This is a genomic window from Streptomyces sp. NPDC041122, assembly GCF_055592445.1.
Genome location: NZ_JBVIYQ010000002.1, coordinates 1,117,810 through 1,133,048, shown reverse-complemented (window position 1 = coordinate 1,133,048; position 15,239 = coordinate 1,117,810). Strand labels below are relative to the sequence as shown.

General features: G+C 72.9%; 12 protein-coding genes and 1 tRNA gene. 8 read left to right on the top strand and 5 right to left on the bottom strand.

Annotated features, from left to right (window positions below; translation table 11 throughout):
* Nucleotides 1-44: 44 nt before the first annotated feature.
* Nucleotides 45-1,046 carry a zinc-dependent alcohol dehydrogenase gene (locus ACZ6B8_RS11280; protein WP_471607042.1) on the bottom strand — a complete coding sequence of 334 codons (1,002 nt, stop codon included), beginning with the start codon at nt 1,044-1,046 and terminating at the stop codon, nt 45-47.
* 223 nt (nt 1,047-1,269) lie between these two features.
* Between ACZ6B8_RS11280 and ACZ6B8_RS11275 the strand changes: the two genes are divergently transcribed.
* The gene (locus tag ACZ6B8_RS11275; protein ID WP_471072831.1) at nt 1,270-2,790 is read left to right on the top strand and encodes a glycoside hydrolase family 3 protein; all 1,521 of its coding nucleotides are present in this window, start codon (nt 1,270-1,272) and stop codon (nt 2,788-2,790) included.
* A 45-nt stretch (nt 2,791-2,835) separates the two neighbouring features.
* On the opposite strand, the gene ACZ6B8_RS11270 is transcribed toward ACZ6B8_RS11275, so the two are convergent.
* Together ACZ6B8_RS11270 and ACZ6B8_RS11265 are read right to left on the bottom strand one after the other, a co-directional pair.
* Nucleotides 2,836-5,181 (bottom strand): collagenase, encoded by a 2,346-nt coding sequence (locus ACZ6B8_RS11270; RefSeq protein ID WP_471607041.1) that lies wholly within the window; start codon nt 5,179-5,181, stop codon nt 2,836-2,838.
* A gap of 259 nt (nt 5,182-5,440) precedes the next feature.
* Nucleotides 5,441-5,605, bottom strand: a complete 165-nt coding sequence (locus tag ACZ6B8_RS11265; RefSeq protein WP_471607040.1) for a hypothetical protein — start codon at nt 5,603-5,605, stop codon at nt 5,441-5,443.
* Between the two features lie 74 nt (nt 5,606-5,679).
* On the opposite strand from ACZ6B8_RS11265, the gene ACZ6B8_RS11260 reads away from it, so the two are divergent.
* The 6 genes from ACZ6B8_RS11260 to ACZ6B8_RS11235 all read left to right on the top strand — a co-directional run bounded on the left by ACZ6B8_RS11260 (nt 5,680) and on the right by ACZ6B8_RS11235 (nt 11,936).
* Entirely contained in the window at nt 5,680-6,897 is a 1,218-nt protein-coding gene (locus tag ACZ6B8_RS11260; RefSeq protein ID WP_471607039.1) for an NAD(P)/FAD-dependent oxidoreductase, read from the top strand.
* Nucleotides 6,898-6,958: 61 nt separating this feature from the next.
* Nucleotides 6,959-7,273 carry a (2Fe-2S)-binding protein gene (locus ACZ6B8_RS11255; RefSeq protein WP_471607192.1) on the top strand — a complete coding sequence of 105 codons (315 nt, stop codon included), beginning with the start codon at nt 6,959-6,961 and terminating at the stop codon, nt 7,271-7,273.
* On the top strand, nt 7,254-9,098 hold the full coding sequence (locus tag ACZ6B8_RS11250; protein ID WP_471607038.1) for an FAD/NAD(P)-dependent oxidoreductase: 1,845 nt from the start codon (nt 7,254-7,256) through the stop codon (nt 9,096-9,098). The genes ACZ6B8_RS11255 and ACZ6B8_RS11250 overlap by 20 nt, the downstream gene beginning before the upstream one ends.
* Entirely contained in the window at nt 9,095-10,003 is a 909-nt protein-coding gene (locus ACZ6B8_RS11245) for a dihydrodipicolinate synthase family protein (protein ID WP_471607037.1), read from the top strand. The genes ACZ6B8_RS11250 and ACZ6B8_RS11245 overlap by 4 nt, the downstream gene beginning before the upstream one ends.
* Nucleotides 10,004-10,078: 75 nt before the next feature.
* A complete protein-coding gene (locus tag ACZ6B8_RS11240; RefSeq protein WP_471607036.1) occupies nt 10,079-11,083 on the top strand; it encodes a proline racemase family protein in 1,005 nt (334 codons plus the stop codon).
* A gap of 148 nt (nt 11,084-11,231) precedes the next feature.
* Entirely contained in the window at nt 11,232-11,936 is a 705-nt protein-coding gene (locus ACZ6B8_RS11235; RefSeq protein WP_471072856.1) for a GntR family transcriptional regulator, read from the top strand.
* 14 nt (nt 11,937-11,950) lie between these two features.
* On the opposite strand, the gene ACZ6B8_RS11230 is transcribed toward ACZ6B8_RS11235, so the two are convergent.
* A tRNA-Leu gene (locus tag ACZ6B8_RS11230) sits at nt 11,951-12,038 on the bottom strand.
* A 138-nt stretch (nt 12,039-12,176) separates the two neighbouring features.
* On the opposite strand from ACZ6B8_RS11230, the gene ACZ6B8_RS11225 reads away from it, so the two are divergent.
* Nucleotides 12,177-13,520: a DUF2254 domain-containing protein gene (locus ACZ6B8_RS11225; RefSeq protein WP_471072859.1), complete on the top strand. Its 1,344-nt coding sequence runs from the start codon at nt 12,177-12,179 to the stop codon at nt 13,518-13,520.
* A 67-nt stretch (nt 13,521-13,587) separates the two neighbouring features.
* On the opposite strand, the gene ACZ6B8_RS11220 is transcribed toward ACZ6B8_RS11225, so the two are convergent.
* A complete protein-coding gene (locus ACZ6B8_RS11220; RefSeq protein ID WP_471607035.1) occupies nt 13,588-15,192 on the bottom strand; it encodes an aldehyde dehydrogenase family protein in 1,605 nt (534 codons plus the stop codon).
* Nucleotides 15,193-15,239: the final 47 nt, after the last annotated feature.

Below are 15,239 nucleotides of genomic sequence, written 5' to 3'. Positions count from 1 at the left end.
GGCCACCCTCTCGGTCCGGGTCCGGCCCCCCACATCGATGCGCGTCAGGGGACGATCGCCACCTTCAGCGTCTCGGGCGGCGGACCGTCGTAGGGGGCCTGTTCGGCGTCCGGATAGAGGGAGCGGCTCGCAGAGAGGTGCTCCATGGCCTTGGGGAGCTCGTCGAGGGGATAGGTGTGGGTGTGGAGGTCGGGCAGGCGCAGGGCGTCGGTCCGTCGGTGGGCGAGGCGTTCGGCGACGGCGAGCGCCTCCGCCCGCGCGGTGTCCAGGGGCTCCGCGGAGCTGTGCACGCGCAGGCCCTTGCGCTCCCATGTGACCAGGTCGACGGTGACGTGCGTGTCGACGTGGTGGGTGCCGAGCAGGACGACGAGGCCGTTCTGCCGTACGAGCGCCACGCAGGCGTTGAGGGTCGTGGGGGTGCCGACGGCGTCGACGGCCACGTCGAAGTCGGCTCCGACGACGGCCAGTTGCCCGGGGCTGCCGTCCACCCGGCGGACCGCGTCGGCACCCGCGGCGGCGGACCGCTCCAGGCGCCAGTCGTCGAGGTCGACGGCGACGACTTCGGCGGCGCCGCGCGCCACCGCGACCCGCAGCGCCAACTGCCCCACGGGCCCCTGGCCGACGATCGCGACGCGGTCGCCGAGCCGCACGCCCCGGGTGGCGTGCACGGCCAGCGGCAGGAGCTGCAGGATCGCTCCCTGCTCGAACGGCACGGAGTCGGGCAGCGCGCCCACGGATATCTCCCGGGCGAGCGCGAAGTCCGCGTACCCGGTGGTGAGCGGCGTCCTCACGAACACCCGCTGCCCGGGCACGACACGGCGCACACCGGCGCCGGTGGCCTCCACGACCCCGGCGACCTCATGGCCGAAACAGCCCTGGGAGCAGTGGTCGCGGAGTCCGTAGTAGTGGAAGTAGGCCAGGTCGCTGCGGTTGCAGACCGTGCAGGCCCGCACCCGCACGAGAACCTCCAGCGGTCCTGGTTCGGGCACCGCGACATCCGTGACCAGCCGGATGTCGCGCCTGCCGACGAGTTCGTACCTGCGCATGACCCTTCTCCCCTCAGCGGATGCCACCGGCGGAAGTTCCAAGGATTCCCCAACTCCGGCCCCGCCATGGTGGTTTCGACCGCCTCGACCGGTTCCGCCTCCTTGACAGCCCTGTTCGGTACGAGCCAATATCCACTATCCGATTGGCCTGGACCAATGAGCAGAAGTCCCGCCTCTCGCCCCGTTCACCGCCTGTCCCACCCGCAACTTCGGAGGTCGCGCCATGGCATCGAGCAGTGACCCGACTCTGGAGCACCTCGCCCACTCCGTGCTGCAGCCCGGCTTCGAGGGCACCACGGCCCCCGACTGGCTGCGCCGGGCGATCGCCGAGGGCCTCGGGTCCGTCGTGCTGTTCGCGCGGAACATCGAGACCCCCGAGCAGGTCGCCCGGCTCACCGCCGAGCTGCGCGCGGAGAACCCCGACCTGATCGTCGCCATCGACGAGGAGGCGGGCGACGTGACGCGCCTGGAGGCGTGGACCGGCTCGTCCCGGCCGGGCAACCTCGCCCTCGGCGCGGTCGACGACATCGACCTGACCGAGCGGGTCGCGCACGACATCGGCCGTGATCTGCACGCCGCGGGCGTCTCCCTCAACTTCGCGCCCAGCGCCGACGTCAACTCCAACCCCCTCAACCCGGTCATCGGCGTACGGTCCTTCGGCTCCCGCACCGACGTCGTGTCCCGCCACACCGCCGCCTGGATCCGCGGGCTGCAGGCCGCCGGCGTCGCCGCCTGCGCCAAGCACTTCCCCGGGCACGGCGACACGGTCGTCGACTCGCACTACGGGCTGCCGCAGGTGCAGGGCTCCGCGGAGGAGATCGCGCTCACCGCGCTGCCGCCGTTCATCGCGGCGATGGAGGCGGGCGTCCGCGCGGTGATGACCGCGCACCTGCTCGCCCCCGCCTACGACCCGGACCTGCCGGCGACCCTCAGCCACCGCATCCTGGTGGAACTGCTGCGCGGAGAACTGCACTTCGACGGACTCCTCGTCACCGACGGCATCGAGATGGGCGCGGTCACCGACCGCTACGGCATCGACGGGGCGACGGTGAAGGCCGTCACCGGTGGCGTCGACGCGGTCTGCGTGGGCGGTGAGAGCGCCGACGAGGCCACCTTCGACCTGCTCTCGACGGCCCTGGTGAAGGCGGTCATCGACGGCACGCTCCCCGAGGCGCGGCTCGTCGAGGCGAGCAGGCGCGTCCATGAGTTCGCGGCCTGGTCCGGCGAGCGCTCCCGGGCCGTGGCGCGCGACGCGGGGCCCTCCGACATCGGCCTGGTCGCGGCCCGGCGCGCGGTGCGGGTGCGCCATCGCGCGGGCACGGCGGACGCGGCCCTCCCGCTCGCCGGCACCCCGCACGTCGTCGAGCTCTCCCCCATGATGAACCTCGCCGTCGACGGACACACCCCCTGGGGCGTCGCGGCGCCCCTGCGCCGTCTGCGCCCGGGCACCACGTCCGTGCGCCTCACCGAGTCCGAACTCGCCCACACGGACGACCCGCTGGCCCGTGAGGCGCTGATCCCGGCGACGGGCCGCGCCCTGGTCGTCGTGGTCCGCGACGCAGCCCGGCACCGCTGGATGACCGACACCCTGAACCGGATCCTGCGCAACCGCCCCGACGCCCTCGTCGTGGAGATGGGCGTCCCCGCGGGCGACACACTCGGTGCCACCCACCTCGTCACGCACGGCGCGACCCGGGTGTCGGGCATCGCGGCGGCGGAACTGCTCGCGGGCGCGGCGAGCTGACGACGAGGTGGGCGAACAGGAGGGTGCGCGGAAGAGGGCGCACCCTCAGCCCTTCAGTGGGCCCTCGCAGCTGAAGTCCGCGCTGCCCGCGCGCCCGTCGGACCAGATCTCCACCTCACCGAACGAGCAGTTCATGTCGGCCAGGTTGTTGTCCCCCGAAGCGGCCCGGTCCAGCAGGTAGTAGTCCACGGTCTCCGCCATGTCCTCGAAGACCGCGTCGGCGTCGCCGGACGCGCTCAGGTTCGCGGTGATGCGGCCCGTGCAGGCGTAACGCGGGCGCTCCGCGGCCCCGTTGGCGCGGCAGACGGGTGTGATGCCGGTGGTCGCGGTGAGGGAGGCGCGGACCTGCTCCGCGGTGCTGTCGCGGAGCTGCGTGACCGGCACGTACCTGGTGTCGGGCACGAAGAGGTCGTCGACGTGCGCGATCTGCCGGTCGAGGAAGGCGTCGTAGCGGCTCTGCAGTCCGCCGTCCCTGCCCAGCCGGTCGCGCCAGGCGTCGAAGCCGGCCGGGTCGTCGGCGCGCAGGTGGCGGTACATCTCCTGGAGCAGCGCGGGGCGTTCGGTCCACAGGAACTCGAAGAACGTGCCGGCGTAGTCGTAGAAGCGGAAGCCGTCGCCGTCGTAGGTGGCGTGCAGGAGCTGGTCCACGGTCATCCGCGGGCCACCGTTCGCCGTGTCGTCGATGATGCCCTGGACCAGTGATCTGCGGACCTTGATGCCGTCGTCGCGGGTGGCGCCGTCGAAGAACTCGGCGGTGCCCTCGTCCATCGCGGTGGTCCGGTCGCCCGCGTACCACGGGCCCTCGCCGAAGAAGCCGGGCACCGCCCAGCGGCCGTTGAGGTAGTGCGTGTACTCGTGCCGGAAGAGCTCCTCCAACGTCAGCGTGGAGTCCTGCGGAACACGCCGCTGGTACGTGTAGAAGGTCGCGCCCCGCTCGATGTAGACGCCGCCGTTGTCGGTGCCCATCCCGGTGAGCAGCGGGTGGTAGTTCTCGTAGTCGGCGCGCGAGGCGTAGAGGATGGTCGTCAGACCGGTGTTGGGGTCGCCGGCGAGCGGCTCCTCGGTCCCGACGACGCGGTGGAACTGCGCCTTGACCTGCTTGCTCGCGTAGTACAGCTGGTCGACGGCGTCCCGGCCGAGCGCCGTACGGACCTTCATGCCGCTCTTGTCGTACGTGTAGATGTACGGGAAGAGCCGCCGCTCGATGTCCGCCTTGCACACCTGATACGGCGCGCAGGCGCCGAACTCGTTGAGCCAGGTGGCGACCTTGGCCCACGGGGCGCTGCCCTCACCGAAGTTGCGGGCGGTGGTGGCCACCAGGCCGCCGAGCCCGGCGACGATCTCGTCGGTGAGTCCGTCGATCTGGCCGAGCCTGCCGTACTCGCTGAGCGCGTCCCGGACCACCCAGGCGTTGCCGGTGTCCTTGAGGTGGGTGTAGCCGCCGAAGGCCTTGAACGCGGCGCGGTAGGAGGAGTCGGCCCGCACCGCCGCGTGGAAGGCGTCGTCGTGATTGCCGGGGTACACGCCGAGGTAGTTCAGGGAGAGCGCGGCGAGCGCGGAGCCGCCCCAGGCCGCGTCCTTCGCCGTGTTCGGGTGGGCGCCGTCCATGGTGGCCAGAACCCGTTTGATCAGCGGGAGTTGGTGCTGGCGCAGGCCCGGCGCGCTCGCCGCGTAGAGCGCCTCGCGCAGCGATTCGGCGTTGGTCCTGGTCGCGTCGAAGGTGCGGGCGGCCGAGCCGAAGGTGTCGACGGCGCGGCGCATGGCGGCCACGGTCGGTGCGTCGGTGACGTCGATCTCGTCGTGCGAGAAGTCCTGGTAGGCGACGGCGTGGAGATAGGTGAGCAGCTCCAGGAGGTGACCGCCGTTCTTGCCGTCGTGGGCGGGGGCGAGCCGGGTGACGCGGTCGGAGACGGCCTGGACGTGGGCGTCCGACATGACCGGGGCGAGACGCGCGTCCCACGTCCAGATCAGGGTCCTCAGACAGTCGTCGGCGGTGACGGCCGGGTCGGCGAGGAAGTCGGCGAAGCGCTCGGGCGAGAGCCCGGTGACGCCGTCGAGGGTGCAGGGCGCGACCGCGGGGCGGGCGGTGTGCCGCTCCTTCGCCTGCGACTTCGGCTTCGGCGTGCGGGCGCCCGGGGTGCGGCCGTCCCGCAGCCCGTCGGGCGCCGGGAGCCTGGCATCGCCCGGCCGGGGAGCCTTCGCCCTGCGGTCGACGACGTCCAGGGGGTTGGGCGCGGCGGGCGCGGGGGCCGTCGTGGCGGTGCGGGGCGCAGCCTCTTGGGCGGAGGGGGCGGCCGCGTATCCGTACGGGGCAGCGGTGAGGTAGATCGTCGCCGTTATCGCTCCGGCGAGCACGGATCTGCGCAGGGTGCGTGGTCGTGGCTGGGACACCGATGGCTCCTGAGAGGTGTGGGGTGGAGGTCATACATCGGGGACGTGCCTGAGATGTCGTGCGTCGGGTGTTCAACTCACCTTCATGCAGTGGCAGTTGCGGGAGCTCCGCTGAACCATGTGATGCGTAACGTAGTAATGTGAAATTGCACTGACAACCCCTCAGACACCGGGAACCCGTGCCGGATCCCGGCTTCCCGCGGCCCCGGACTCGCGAAGCGCCGCGCTCCCGCATCCCTGGCCTGCGGGAGCCCCCGCCTCAGCGCGAGGGCGTCGCCGCCACTCCCGGCTCGCGCAGTGTCCGCAACAGGAACCAGCCGAGGGCCGGCAGTGCGATCAGCGGCGTGAGCGCCACCCGCAGGGAGACCGCGTCGGCGACCGCCCCGGTCAGGGGGCTCGCCAGCCCGCCGCCCCCTCCGGTCAACTCCCTCTGGCGCCTTTGACCTTGGAGCTGCGCGACCCCTTGGCAGCATCAGTGCCATGTGAAATATTACTGCCGTGCTCACGGGACACTCGTCCGGATCGCCGGACCTCATCGTCGTGGGGGCGGGAGTGGTCGGCGCCGCCTGCGCCTACTACACCGTCCGCGCCGGCCTCCACGTCACCGTCATCGACCGCGGGCCCGTGGCCGGCGGCACCACCGGAGCGGGCGAGGGCAACCTCCTCGTCTCCGACAAGGAGCCGGGCCCCGAACTCGAACTCGCCCTGCTCTCGGCCCGGTTGTGGCGCGAGCTCGCCGCCGAACTCCCCGTGCGCATCGAGTACGAGGCGAAGGGCGGCGTCGTCGTCGCCCCGACCGAGCCGGCTCTCGCCGCGCTCCGCGACTTCGCCTCGGGCCAGACCCGCACGGGCGTCGAGGCCGTCGAGGTGCCGGCGGACCGGCTCCCCGACCTCGAACCCCACCTGGCCCCGGGGCTGTCGGGCGGCTTCCACTACCCCCAGGACGCACAGGTGCAGCCCGCCCTGGCCGCGGCCCATCTGTTACGGGCGGCCGCCGGCACCGGGCGTCTGACCCTGCGGCTCGGTGAGGAGGTCACCGCGGTTCTCACCGGGTCACGGGGCGAGGTGCGGGGGGTGCGGACGCGCCGGGGCGAGGTGCGGGCGCCGCACGTGCTCAACGCGGCCGGCACCTGGGGCGGCCGGCTCGCCCGACTGGCGGGCGTGGAACTGCCGGTCCTCCCCCGCCGCGGCTTCGTCCTCGTCACCGAACCCCTGCCGCGCGTGGTGCGCCACAAGGTGTACTCCGCCGACTACGTGGCCGACGTCGCGAGCGACTCCGCGGCGCTGCAGACCTCCGCCGTGGTCGAGGGCACCCCTGCGGGACCCGTACTGATCGGGGCGAGCCGGGAGCGCGTGGGCTTCGACCGCACCCTGTCGGTGGAGGCCCTGCGGCGCCTCGCGGCCCAGGCCGTCGGGCTGTTCCCCGCCCTCGCCACGGTACGGGCGATCCGCACCTACGCGGGGTTCCGCCCCTACCTTCCGGACCACCTCCCGGCGATCGGCCCCGACCCGCGGGTGCCCGGCCTGCTGCACGCGTGCGGTCACGAGGGCGCCGGCATCGGCCTCGCCCCGGCGACGGGCGCGCTGGTCGCGGCGATGCTGACGGGACGTGAACCTCCGCTCCCACCAGGCCCGTTCAGGCCGGAGCGCTTCGCGCCGCCGCGCGACTCCGGCGTGCGGCGCGCACCCCGCACCACGTCCACCCACGACGTCTGACCTGAGAGGAGCCGCCTTCGTGGCGCGTGACAAGCCCGACGACCACACCCCGGACCGTCGTGTGGGGGTCACCCCCGCCGACCTCGTGCGGGCCACTTCCGCGGGCACCTTCCCGATCACCTTCGACGGGCGCCGCATCGACGCGCGGCCGGGGCAGTCCATCGCCGCGGTGCTGTGGTCCGCGGGGATCCTGGCCTGGCGGACCACCCGGGTCGGCGGCCGGCCGCGCGGCGCGTTCTGCGGGATCGGGCAGTGCTACGACTGCCTCGCGACGGTCAACGGAGCGCCCAACAGGCGGGCCTGCCTGGTCACCGCGCGCCCCGGTGACGCGGTCACGAGCCAGGAGGGACACGGCCATGCCGGGTTCGACGCCTGAGCCCGCGGCCGCGCGGCAGTCCAGGACTCGCCCCTCCTGCCGCGAACGGTACGACGTGGCGGTGCTCGGCGCCGGTCCCGCCGGTCTCGCCGGCGCCGCGAGTGCCGCGGAACTCGGCCTGTCCGTAGCCCTGTTGGACTCGGCGGCGCAGCCCGGCGGCCAGTACTACCGCCACGCGCCACCCGCCGCACGCGCCACCCGTCCCGAGGCCCTCCACCACGACTGGCAGGTCTTCGCCGACCTGCGCGACCGCCTGGCGGCGAGCGGCCTCACCCGGCTCTCCGGGCACGACGCATGGACGATCACGCGGGCGGCCGAGGACGACTGGACCGTGCACGCCCTCACCGGCGAGGACGACCCCAACAGCCGTAACGGCGAGGACGGTCCCAACAGCCGTACAGGACAGGGGCGGCGCCCCGTCACCGTGCGGGCCCGCGCGATTCTCCTGGCCACCGGCTCGTACGAACGCCACCTCCCCTTCCCCGGCTGGACCCTGCCCGGCGTGGTGGGCGCGGGCGGCGCCCAGGCCATGCTCAAGTCCGGCCTCGTCCTGCCCGGAAGGCGGGTGGTCGTCGCGGGCAGCGGGCCTCTGCTGCTCGCCGTGGCCGCCTCCCTGACCTCGGCGGGGGCCGAGGTACCCGAACTGATCGAGGCTTCCGGCTATCTCGGTTACGCTCGCAGGCCGGACGTAATCGCCGCCCAGCCAGAGAAGTTGACGGAGGCTGTCCGACACGGCGCGGCCCTGATCCGGCACGGGGTACGGCTGCGCACCCGCCACGCGGTGACCGAGGCGCACGGCACGGACCGGGTGGAGGCGGTGACGGTGACGCGCCTCGACCGCGACTGGCGGCCGGTGCCGGGCACGGGCCGCCACGTCGCCTGTGACGCGCTTGCCGTCGGCCACGGGTTGATCCCGCAGATCGACCTGGCGACGAGCCTCGGCTGCGCCACCCGGAGCACCGCCGACGGAACCCACGCGCTGGAGCTCAGCCCGTTGCAGGAGACGTCGCTGCGCGGGATGTGGGCGGCGGGCGAGACGTCGGGGGTCGGGGGAGCCCAACTGGCCATCGCTGAAGGCACGTTGGCGGGCCTTGCCATCGCCGCCCGGCTGACCGGACGGCAGCCCGCGACGGCCTCGCGCCCCCGTGCCCGGAGTGACCTGCGCGCCTTACGTGCGCTGCGCCGGAGCCGCGACCGCATGCGTGCCTTCGCCGACGTCATGGCCGCGGCGCACGCCCCGGGGCCCGGCTGGCCGGGGTGGCTCTCCGACGACACGGACGTCTGCCGCTGCGAGGAGGTCTCCGCGGGCCGCGTGCGCGAGGCCGTCCGGGAGTACGGCGCCCGTGACGCCCGCACCGTGAAGCTTCTGACCCGCGCGGGCATGGGCTGGTGCCAGGGGCGGATGTGCGGATCGGCCGTGACGTGCCTGGCCGCGTCCGCGACGCCGTCGTCCCCGCGGGTGGACGCCTCCCCCTCGGCGCCGTGGGCGAGTGCCCTCACCTCGGCGCCGGACTCCGGCCCCCCACGGCCCGCCGAAGCCCACAACGCACCCGTACCGGCCCCGGACCGCCGCCCCCTGGCCACACCGGTCCCGCTGGCCACCCTCGCCGGCCTGCCCGAGGACCCGGGCGCCTCACCCCCGCCCCAGGAAGCCCTGCCGCACGGAGCGCCGTACGGAGCGCGGCATGAAGAGCCGCACGAGGCGCAGTACGTAGAGCGGTACGACGCGCAGCCCGGAGAGCCGCACGGCACCGGCGCGTCGCCCCCGGGCGATTCACCCACCCCCGCCTCCCCGCCCCACCCGACAGAAGGGCAGCCGTCATGACCTCCGCCACCTGGACCCCCGACCGCCCCTGGCGCGGCATCATGGTCGCCACCGCGCTCCCCCTGCGCACGGACCTCTCCGTCGATTACGACGCGTACGCCGCGCACGTCCGCCACCTCATCGCCAACGGCTGTGACGGCGTCGTCCCCAACGGCTCCCTCGGCGAGTACCAGACGCTCACCGACGACGAGCGCGCCCGCGTCGTCCGTACCGCCGTCGAGGCCGCCGGCGACGGAGCCCGCGTCATGCCCGGCGTCTCCGCCTACGGCAGCGCCGAGTCGCGCCGCTGGGCCGAGCACGCCGCCGAGGCGGGCTGCGGCTCGGTCCTCCTCCTGCCGCCCAACACCTACCGCGCCGACGCGCGCTCCGTACGCGACCACTACGCCGAGGCCGCCAAGGCGGGCCTCCCCGTCGTCGCCTACAACAACCCCCTGGACACCAGGGTCGACCTGACCCCGGACCTGCTGGCCGACCTGCACGGGGACGGCACCGTCGTCGCCGTGAAGGAGTTCAGCGGTGACGTCCGCAGGGCGTACGAGATCGCCGAACTCGCGCCGGAACTGGACCTGTTGATCGGCGCGGACGATGTGCTGCTCGAACTCGCCGTCGCGGGCGCGGTCGGCTGGATCGCCGGCTACCCGAACGCGTTCCCCGCCACCTGCGCCGAGCTCTACGCCGCCGCCTGCGCCCGTGACCTGGACACGGCGCTCCCGCTCTACCGCTCGCTCCACCCGCTGCTGCGCCAGGACTCCAGGACGGAGTTCGTGCAGTCCATCAAGCTCTCGATGGACATCGTGGGCCGGACCGGCGGCCCGACTCGCCCTCCGCGCTCACCGCTGTCCGGCGCCACGGAGGCACTGGTCCGTGCGGCCACCGAGAAGGCGATGGCCGCCGGCCACCACTGAGCCCCACGCCCCCATCAGCCGACCCGGCGAACCCCACGCCCCCATCGCCCGGCACCAGCGAAACGGAAGGGATCCATGCGCACCCGCCACGTCTTCCACGCCGTCGACTCGCACACCGAGGGCATGCCCACGCGCGTGATCACCGGCGGAGTCGGGGTGATCCCCGGCGCCACCATGGCCGACCGCAGACTCCACTTCATCGAGCACCTGGACCACCTGCGCACCCTGCTGATGTACGAGCCGCGCGGCCACTCCGCGATGAGCGGCGCGATCCTGCAGCCCCCGACCCGTCCCGACGCCGACTACGGAGTGCTCTACATAGAGGTGTCCGGCCTGCTGCCCATGTGCGGGCACGGCACCCTGGGCGTGGCCACCGTCCTCGTCGAGACGGGCATGGTGCCGGTGACCGAGCCGGTGACCACGGTGCGCCTGGACACCCCCGCCGGCCTGGTCCGCGTCGACGTGCGGGTGACCGACGGCGCGGCCACCTCGGCGACCCTCACCAACGTCCCCGCCTTCTGCGTCGCCCTGGACCGCAAGATCGAGGTGCCGGGCCACGGCACGGTCACGTACGACATGGCGTACGGCGGCAACTTCTACGCTTTCGTGCAACTCGACTCGCTGGGGCTGCCGTTCGACCGGGACCGCAAGGACGACCTGCTCGCCGCGGGCCTCGCCGTCATGGAGGCGATCAACGGCTCGCCGGACCGGCCGGCCCACCCCGAACAGCCGGACATCACCGGGGTCAAGCACGTGTACCTGGCCGCTCCGGGCTCGGACGCCCACCGCTCGCGGCACGCAATGGCGATCCACCCGGGCTGGTTCGACCGCTCACCGTGCGGCACGGGCACCTCGGCGCGGATGGCGCAGCTGCACGCCCGCGGCGAACTCCCGCTGGAGCGCGACTTCGTCAACGAGTCCTTCATCGGCACCGAGTTCACCGGCCGGCTGGTGGCCCGCACACAGGTGGCGGGCCTGGAGGCGGTCATCCCCCGCATCACCGGCCGCGCCTGGATCACGGGCACGGCCCAGTACTTCCTCGACCCCGCCGACCCGTTCCCCGCGGGCTTCCTCCTCTGACCCCCACGCCCTGACCCTCATGGCACCCCGGTCGCGCACAGACCGGCCATGGTCCGGAACGAGCTGGCCCGGGCCCGGTCCCCAACTGGCAACGTGACATTGTACTTTGGTGATCCGCGCGGGCGCGGGGATCACCGGAGGGGACACCATGGGGCACCTGAAACAGAAGAACCTCATCACCACCAGGGAGCGACTGCGCGACCAGGTCGGCCACGCCCTGCGGGCCGCCCTGATCTCCGGCGAGCTGCGCCCCGGCGAGATCTACTCCGCGCCCGGCCTCGCCGAGGACTTCGGCATCTCCGCCACACCGGTCCGCGAGGCGATGCTCGACCTGGCACGGGAGGGCCTGGTCGAGCCCGTCCGCAACAAGGGCTTCCGGGTCACCGAGGTCGACGAGCGGGATCTCGACCAGTACACGGAGATCCGCAGCCTGATCGAGGTCCCCATGATCGGCCGGATCACCCGCACCGCGGCCCGCGCGGACCTGGAGGTCCTGCGCCCCGTGGCCGAGGAGATCGTGCGGGCCGCCCGCGATCACGACCTCATCGGTTACCTTGAGGCCGACCGCCGCTTCCACCTGTCCCTCCTCGCCCTCTCGGGCAACGACCGCCTGGTCGAGACGGTCGGCGATCTCCGCAAGCGTTCCCGCCTCTACGGCCTCACGACCCTGGACGAGCGCGACCAGCTGACCCCGTCGGCGGAGGAGCACATCGAACTCCTCGACCTGATGCTGGCCGGCGACGCGAAGGGTGCGGAGCGCTGCATGGCCCGGCATCTGGGGCACGTGCGTTCCCTCTGGGCCGAGAGCGACACCGCGACCCCGACCCCGGAAACGCAAAAGAACCCCAGGTGACCTGGGGTTCCCGCTGGTGTCCGAGGGGGGACTTGAACCCCCACGCCCGATAAAGGGCACTAGCACCTCAAGCTAGCGCGTCTGCCATTCCGCCACCCGGACAAGGTGTCTGCCGCGCGGGGTGTTCCCCGCGGCGACATGGACAACAATACCAAGGTTTCGGAGTGCCTTTCACCTGCGTATCCGCCCGTCGATCACCGGTTCCGCGGCAGCCCGGAGCGGCCGCTCTAGAGTCTGACCATGAGTGACGGGTTGATTACCGAGGCGGCTGAGGCGCTCGGCGGGATGACGGTGCGGCGGCCCCGGATGCTGTCGCCGCTGCGCGAGCACCTGCGGGACACCATGTGGTTCGCGCCGACGGCCGGGCTCGTGGGAGCCATGCTCCTGTGGTGGGCCGCGGCGGAGCTGGACACGCAGATCGTCTCGTCCCTGCGCGACGCCGGCGACCAGGACGCGATCAAGGACCTGATGGGCATCGCCGACGACGCCAAGGCGGTGATCAGCACCATCGGCAGCGCGATGATGACCTTCATCGGTGTCGTCTTCAGCATCTCGCTCGTGGCCGTGCAGATGGCGAGCGGGCAGTTCAGCCCGCGAGTGGTGCGGCTCTACGTCCGGTCCCGGATCACCAAGATCACGCTCACCGTCTTCATGGCCACCTTCCTCTTCTCCCTGATGACGCTCACATCGTTCGACAGCGAGCAGGACCCCCGGCTCCTGACGAGCGTGCCGCTGATCGAGTCGGTGCTGGCGATGCTGATGGTGCTGCTGAGCCTGCTGCTGTTCGTGGCGTACGTGAACGGGACGGTACGGATGATGCGGATCGGCTTCGTGATCGACCGGATCGCACGCGAGTCGTTCCGGGTCGCCGTGAAGCAGCCCACGGAGCTCCCGGTGGACACGGCACGGCTCGGCCCGGAGACCGCCCGGGTCACCCACCAGGGCGGGTCCGGCGTGCTGCGGGACGTGAACATCGCGCGTGCCGTGCGGGCGGCCCGGCGCCAGGGCGTCGTGCTGCGGCTGATCCCGCGGATCGGCGACTTCATGGTGCCGGGAACCCCCGTGTTCACGGTGCACGGCGGGGCGGCGCCCGCGCGCCGTTCGCTGGCGTACACGGTGTCCGTGGGGGTCGAGCGCACCTTCCACCAGGACCTCGGATTCGGGTTGCGGCAACTGTCCGACATCGCGTTGCGGGCGCTGTCCCCCGCGGTGAACGATCCGACGACCGCGGTGCAGGCCCTGGACCGCATCGTGCAGTTCCTGGCGTCGATCGTCCCGTATCCGCTGGGCGCCCTCGGCCACCGCGACCGGCGCGGGGCGCTGCGGCTCGTGCAGTCCGTACCGGACTGGACCGCTCTGGTCGATCTGGGGTTCGCCGAGATCAGGGGCTGCGCGGTCGGCAACCCCCAGGTGACCCGGCGCATGCTGGCCGGCCTCGACGACCTGCTGTCACTGGCCCCCGAGGAGCGCCGCGAGCCGCTCCTGCGGCACCGGGAGCTCCTCGTGCAGGCCGTGGAGCGCTCGGTGCCGGAGGCGGCGGACCGCGCCTTCGCCCTGCTACCGGACCGACAGGGCATCGGCTGACCCGGCCCCATCCCTCATACCCGCAGGGGTCGCCTCTCGCGGGCCGCCCCTCGCGGGTACCCCCGTGTCACACCATGCGGTGGTGGCTCGGGAAGTTGCCCGGCGGGCGCTCCCCGGCGGGCCCGCGGGTGACGGCTCGCACCAGCAGCTCCCCGCCCACGAACGCGCCGCGCCAGGACCCGCCGAACCCGCCGAAGAGCTCGTCGCGGTCGCCGCGGGAGCGTGGCGCGCCCCGGCCGGTCTTGAAGGCCCGGATCTGCGGCGCGAGGCGCTCGTACGTCGCGGGGTCGTCGGTGGAGAGCGTGGCGACGAGCGCGCCATTCGACGCGTTCATGGCGGCGAGCAACTCCGCCTCGGTGTCGACGAGGACGATCGTGTCGACGGGCCCGAACGGTTCCGCGTGGTGCAGGGGTGAGGAGGGCGGCGGGTTGAGGAGGGTGACGGGGTGCAGATACGCGCTCGTGTCCTGGCCCGGCAGGAAGCGACCGGCCTCCGGCGTGCCGCGGTGGAGGGGGACGGCGCCCCGGTCGACGGCCTCGGTGATCTGGTCGTCGAGCTCCTTGGCCTTGGCCGCGTTGATGAGCGGCCCGAAGTCGAGGTCGGGGAACGGGTCTTCGGGCTGCCCGACGGCGAGCGGGTGCCCCACGCGTACGGTCCGGACCGCCGGCAGGTAGGCAGCGAGGAACTCGTCGAACAGGGCGCGCTGGACGACGAAGCGCGGGTACGCCGTGCAGCGCTGCTTGCCGTAGTCGAAGAGCTTGGGGATGTGCGCGGCCAGCGCGTCCCAGTCGCTGTAGTTCCAGATGCCCCAGGTGTTCAGTCCTTCCTGTTCGAGGATGTGTGGCTTGCCGAGGTCGGCGACCGCCGTGGCCACGGCGGCGCCGGTGTCCCGGCCGCCGACGAAGGAGACGCAGCCGATCTCGGGCGCCCGCACGAGCGACGCGGACAGCTCGCCCCCGCTGCCGCTGACGAGGGTGACGGGCAGCCCCTCGCGGGCGGCGAGCGCACAGGCCAGGGTGAGGCAGGCGACGCCGCCGTCGGTCGGGGTCTTGGCGATGACCGCGTTCCCTGCCAGTGTCTGGACCAGCATGGTGTGAACGAGCACGCTCATCGGGTAGTTCCAGCTCGCGATGTTGGAAACGGGACCGTCCAGCGGAACCCTGCCGTCGACCATCGGTTCGATGGCGTCGACGTACCAGCGCACGCCGTCGACGGCCCGGTCGACGTCGGCCTGTGCCAGACGCCAGGGCTTGCCGATCTCCCAGACCAGGAGCAGCGCGAGCAGTTCGCGGTGGCGGGTGAGCGAGTCGAGCGTCGCGGCGACGCGGGCGCTCCGCTCGGCAAGGGGGATGTGCTGCCAGGCGCGGTGCTGGTCGAGCGCGGCGCGCACGGCCTGCCGGGCGGTGGGGGCGTCGAGCCGGGGCGGTCCCGTGACGGGCCTGCCGTCGACGGGGCTCGCCGCGGGCAGGGTCCGGCCGTCGGCCTGCCAGGTGCCGTTCCACAGGTTGAGGACGTGGTCGTCGCGGAAGGCCTCGGGGGCGACGGCGAGGCAGCGCTGCCAGGCGTCGGTCCAGTCGGTGCCGGCCTTGAGGGCGGGGGTGTCGCGGACGTGTTCTTCGCGTTCACGTTCTTCGCGGTCGAGGGCGTCGCGGGAGGTGCTCGGGGCTGTCATCTGGTTGTCTCCGCTCACGGTGCACGGTCGGGGCGGGGAGGAACATC

What these genes read in the sequence shown, in the direction of transcription:
- ACZ6B8_RS11225 (WP_471072859.1), top strand. Translation starts at nt 12,177, where the DNA reads ATGAGTGACGGGTTGATTACCGAGGCGGCTGAGGCGCTCGGCGGGATG.
- ACZ6B8_RS11275 (WP_471072831.1), top strand. Translation starts at nt 1,270, where the DNA reads ATGGCATCGAGCAGTGACCCGACTCTGGAGCACCTCGCCCACTCCGTG.
- ACZ6B8_RS11240 (WP_471607036.1), top strand. Translation starts at nt 10,079, where the DNA reads ATGCGCACCCGCCACGTCTTCCACGCCGTCGACTCGCACACCGAGGGC.
- ACZ6B8_RS11245 (WP_471607037.1), top strand. Translation starts at nt 9,095, where the DNA reads ATGACCTCCGCCACCTGGACCCCCGACCGCCCCTGGCGCGGCATCATG.
- ACZ6B8_RS11280 (WP_471607042.1), bottom strand. Translation starts at nt 1,046, where the DNA reads ATGCGCAGGTACGAACTCGTCGGCAGGCGCGACATCCGGCTGGTCACG.
- ACZ6B8_RS11250 (WP_471607038.1), top strand. Translation starts at nt 7,254, where the DNA reads ATGCCGGGTTCGACGCCTGAGCCCGCGGCCGCGCGGCAGTCCAGGACT.
- ACZ6B8_RS11235 (WP_471072856.1), top strand. Translation starts at nt 11,232, where the DNA reads ATGGGGCACCTGAAACAGAAGAACCTCATCACCACCAGGGAGCGACTG.
- ACZ6B8_RS11220 (WP_471607035.1), bottom strand. Translation starts at nt 15,192, where the DNA reads ATGACAGCCCCGAGCACCTCCCGCGACGCCCTCGACCGCGAAGAACGT.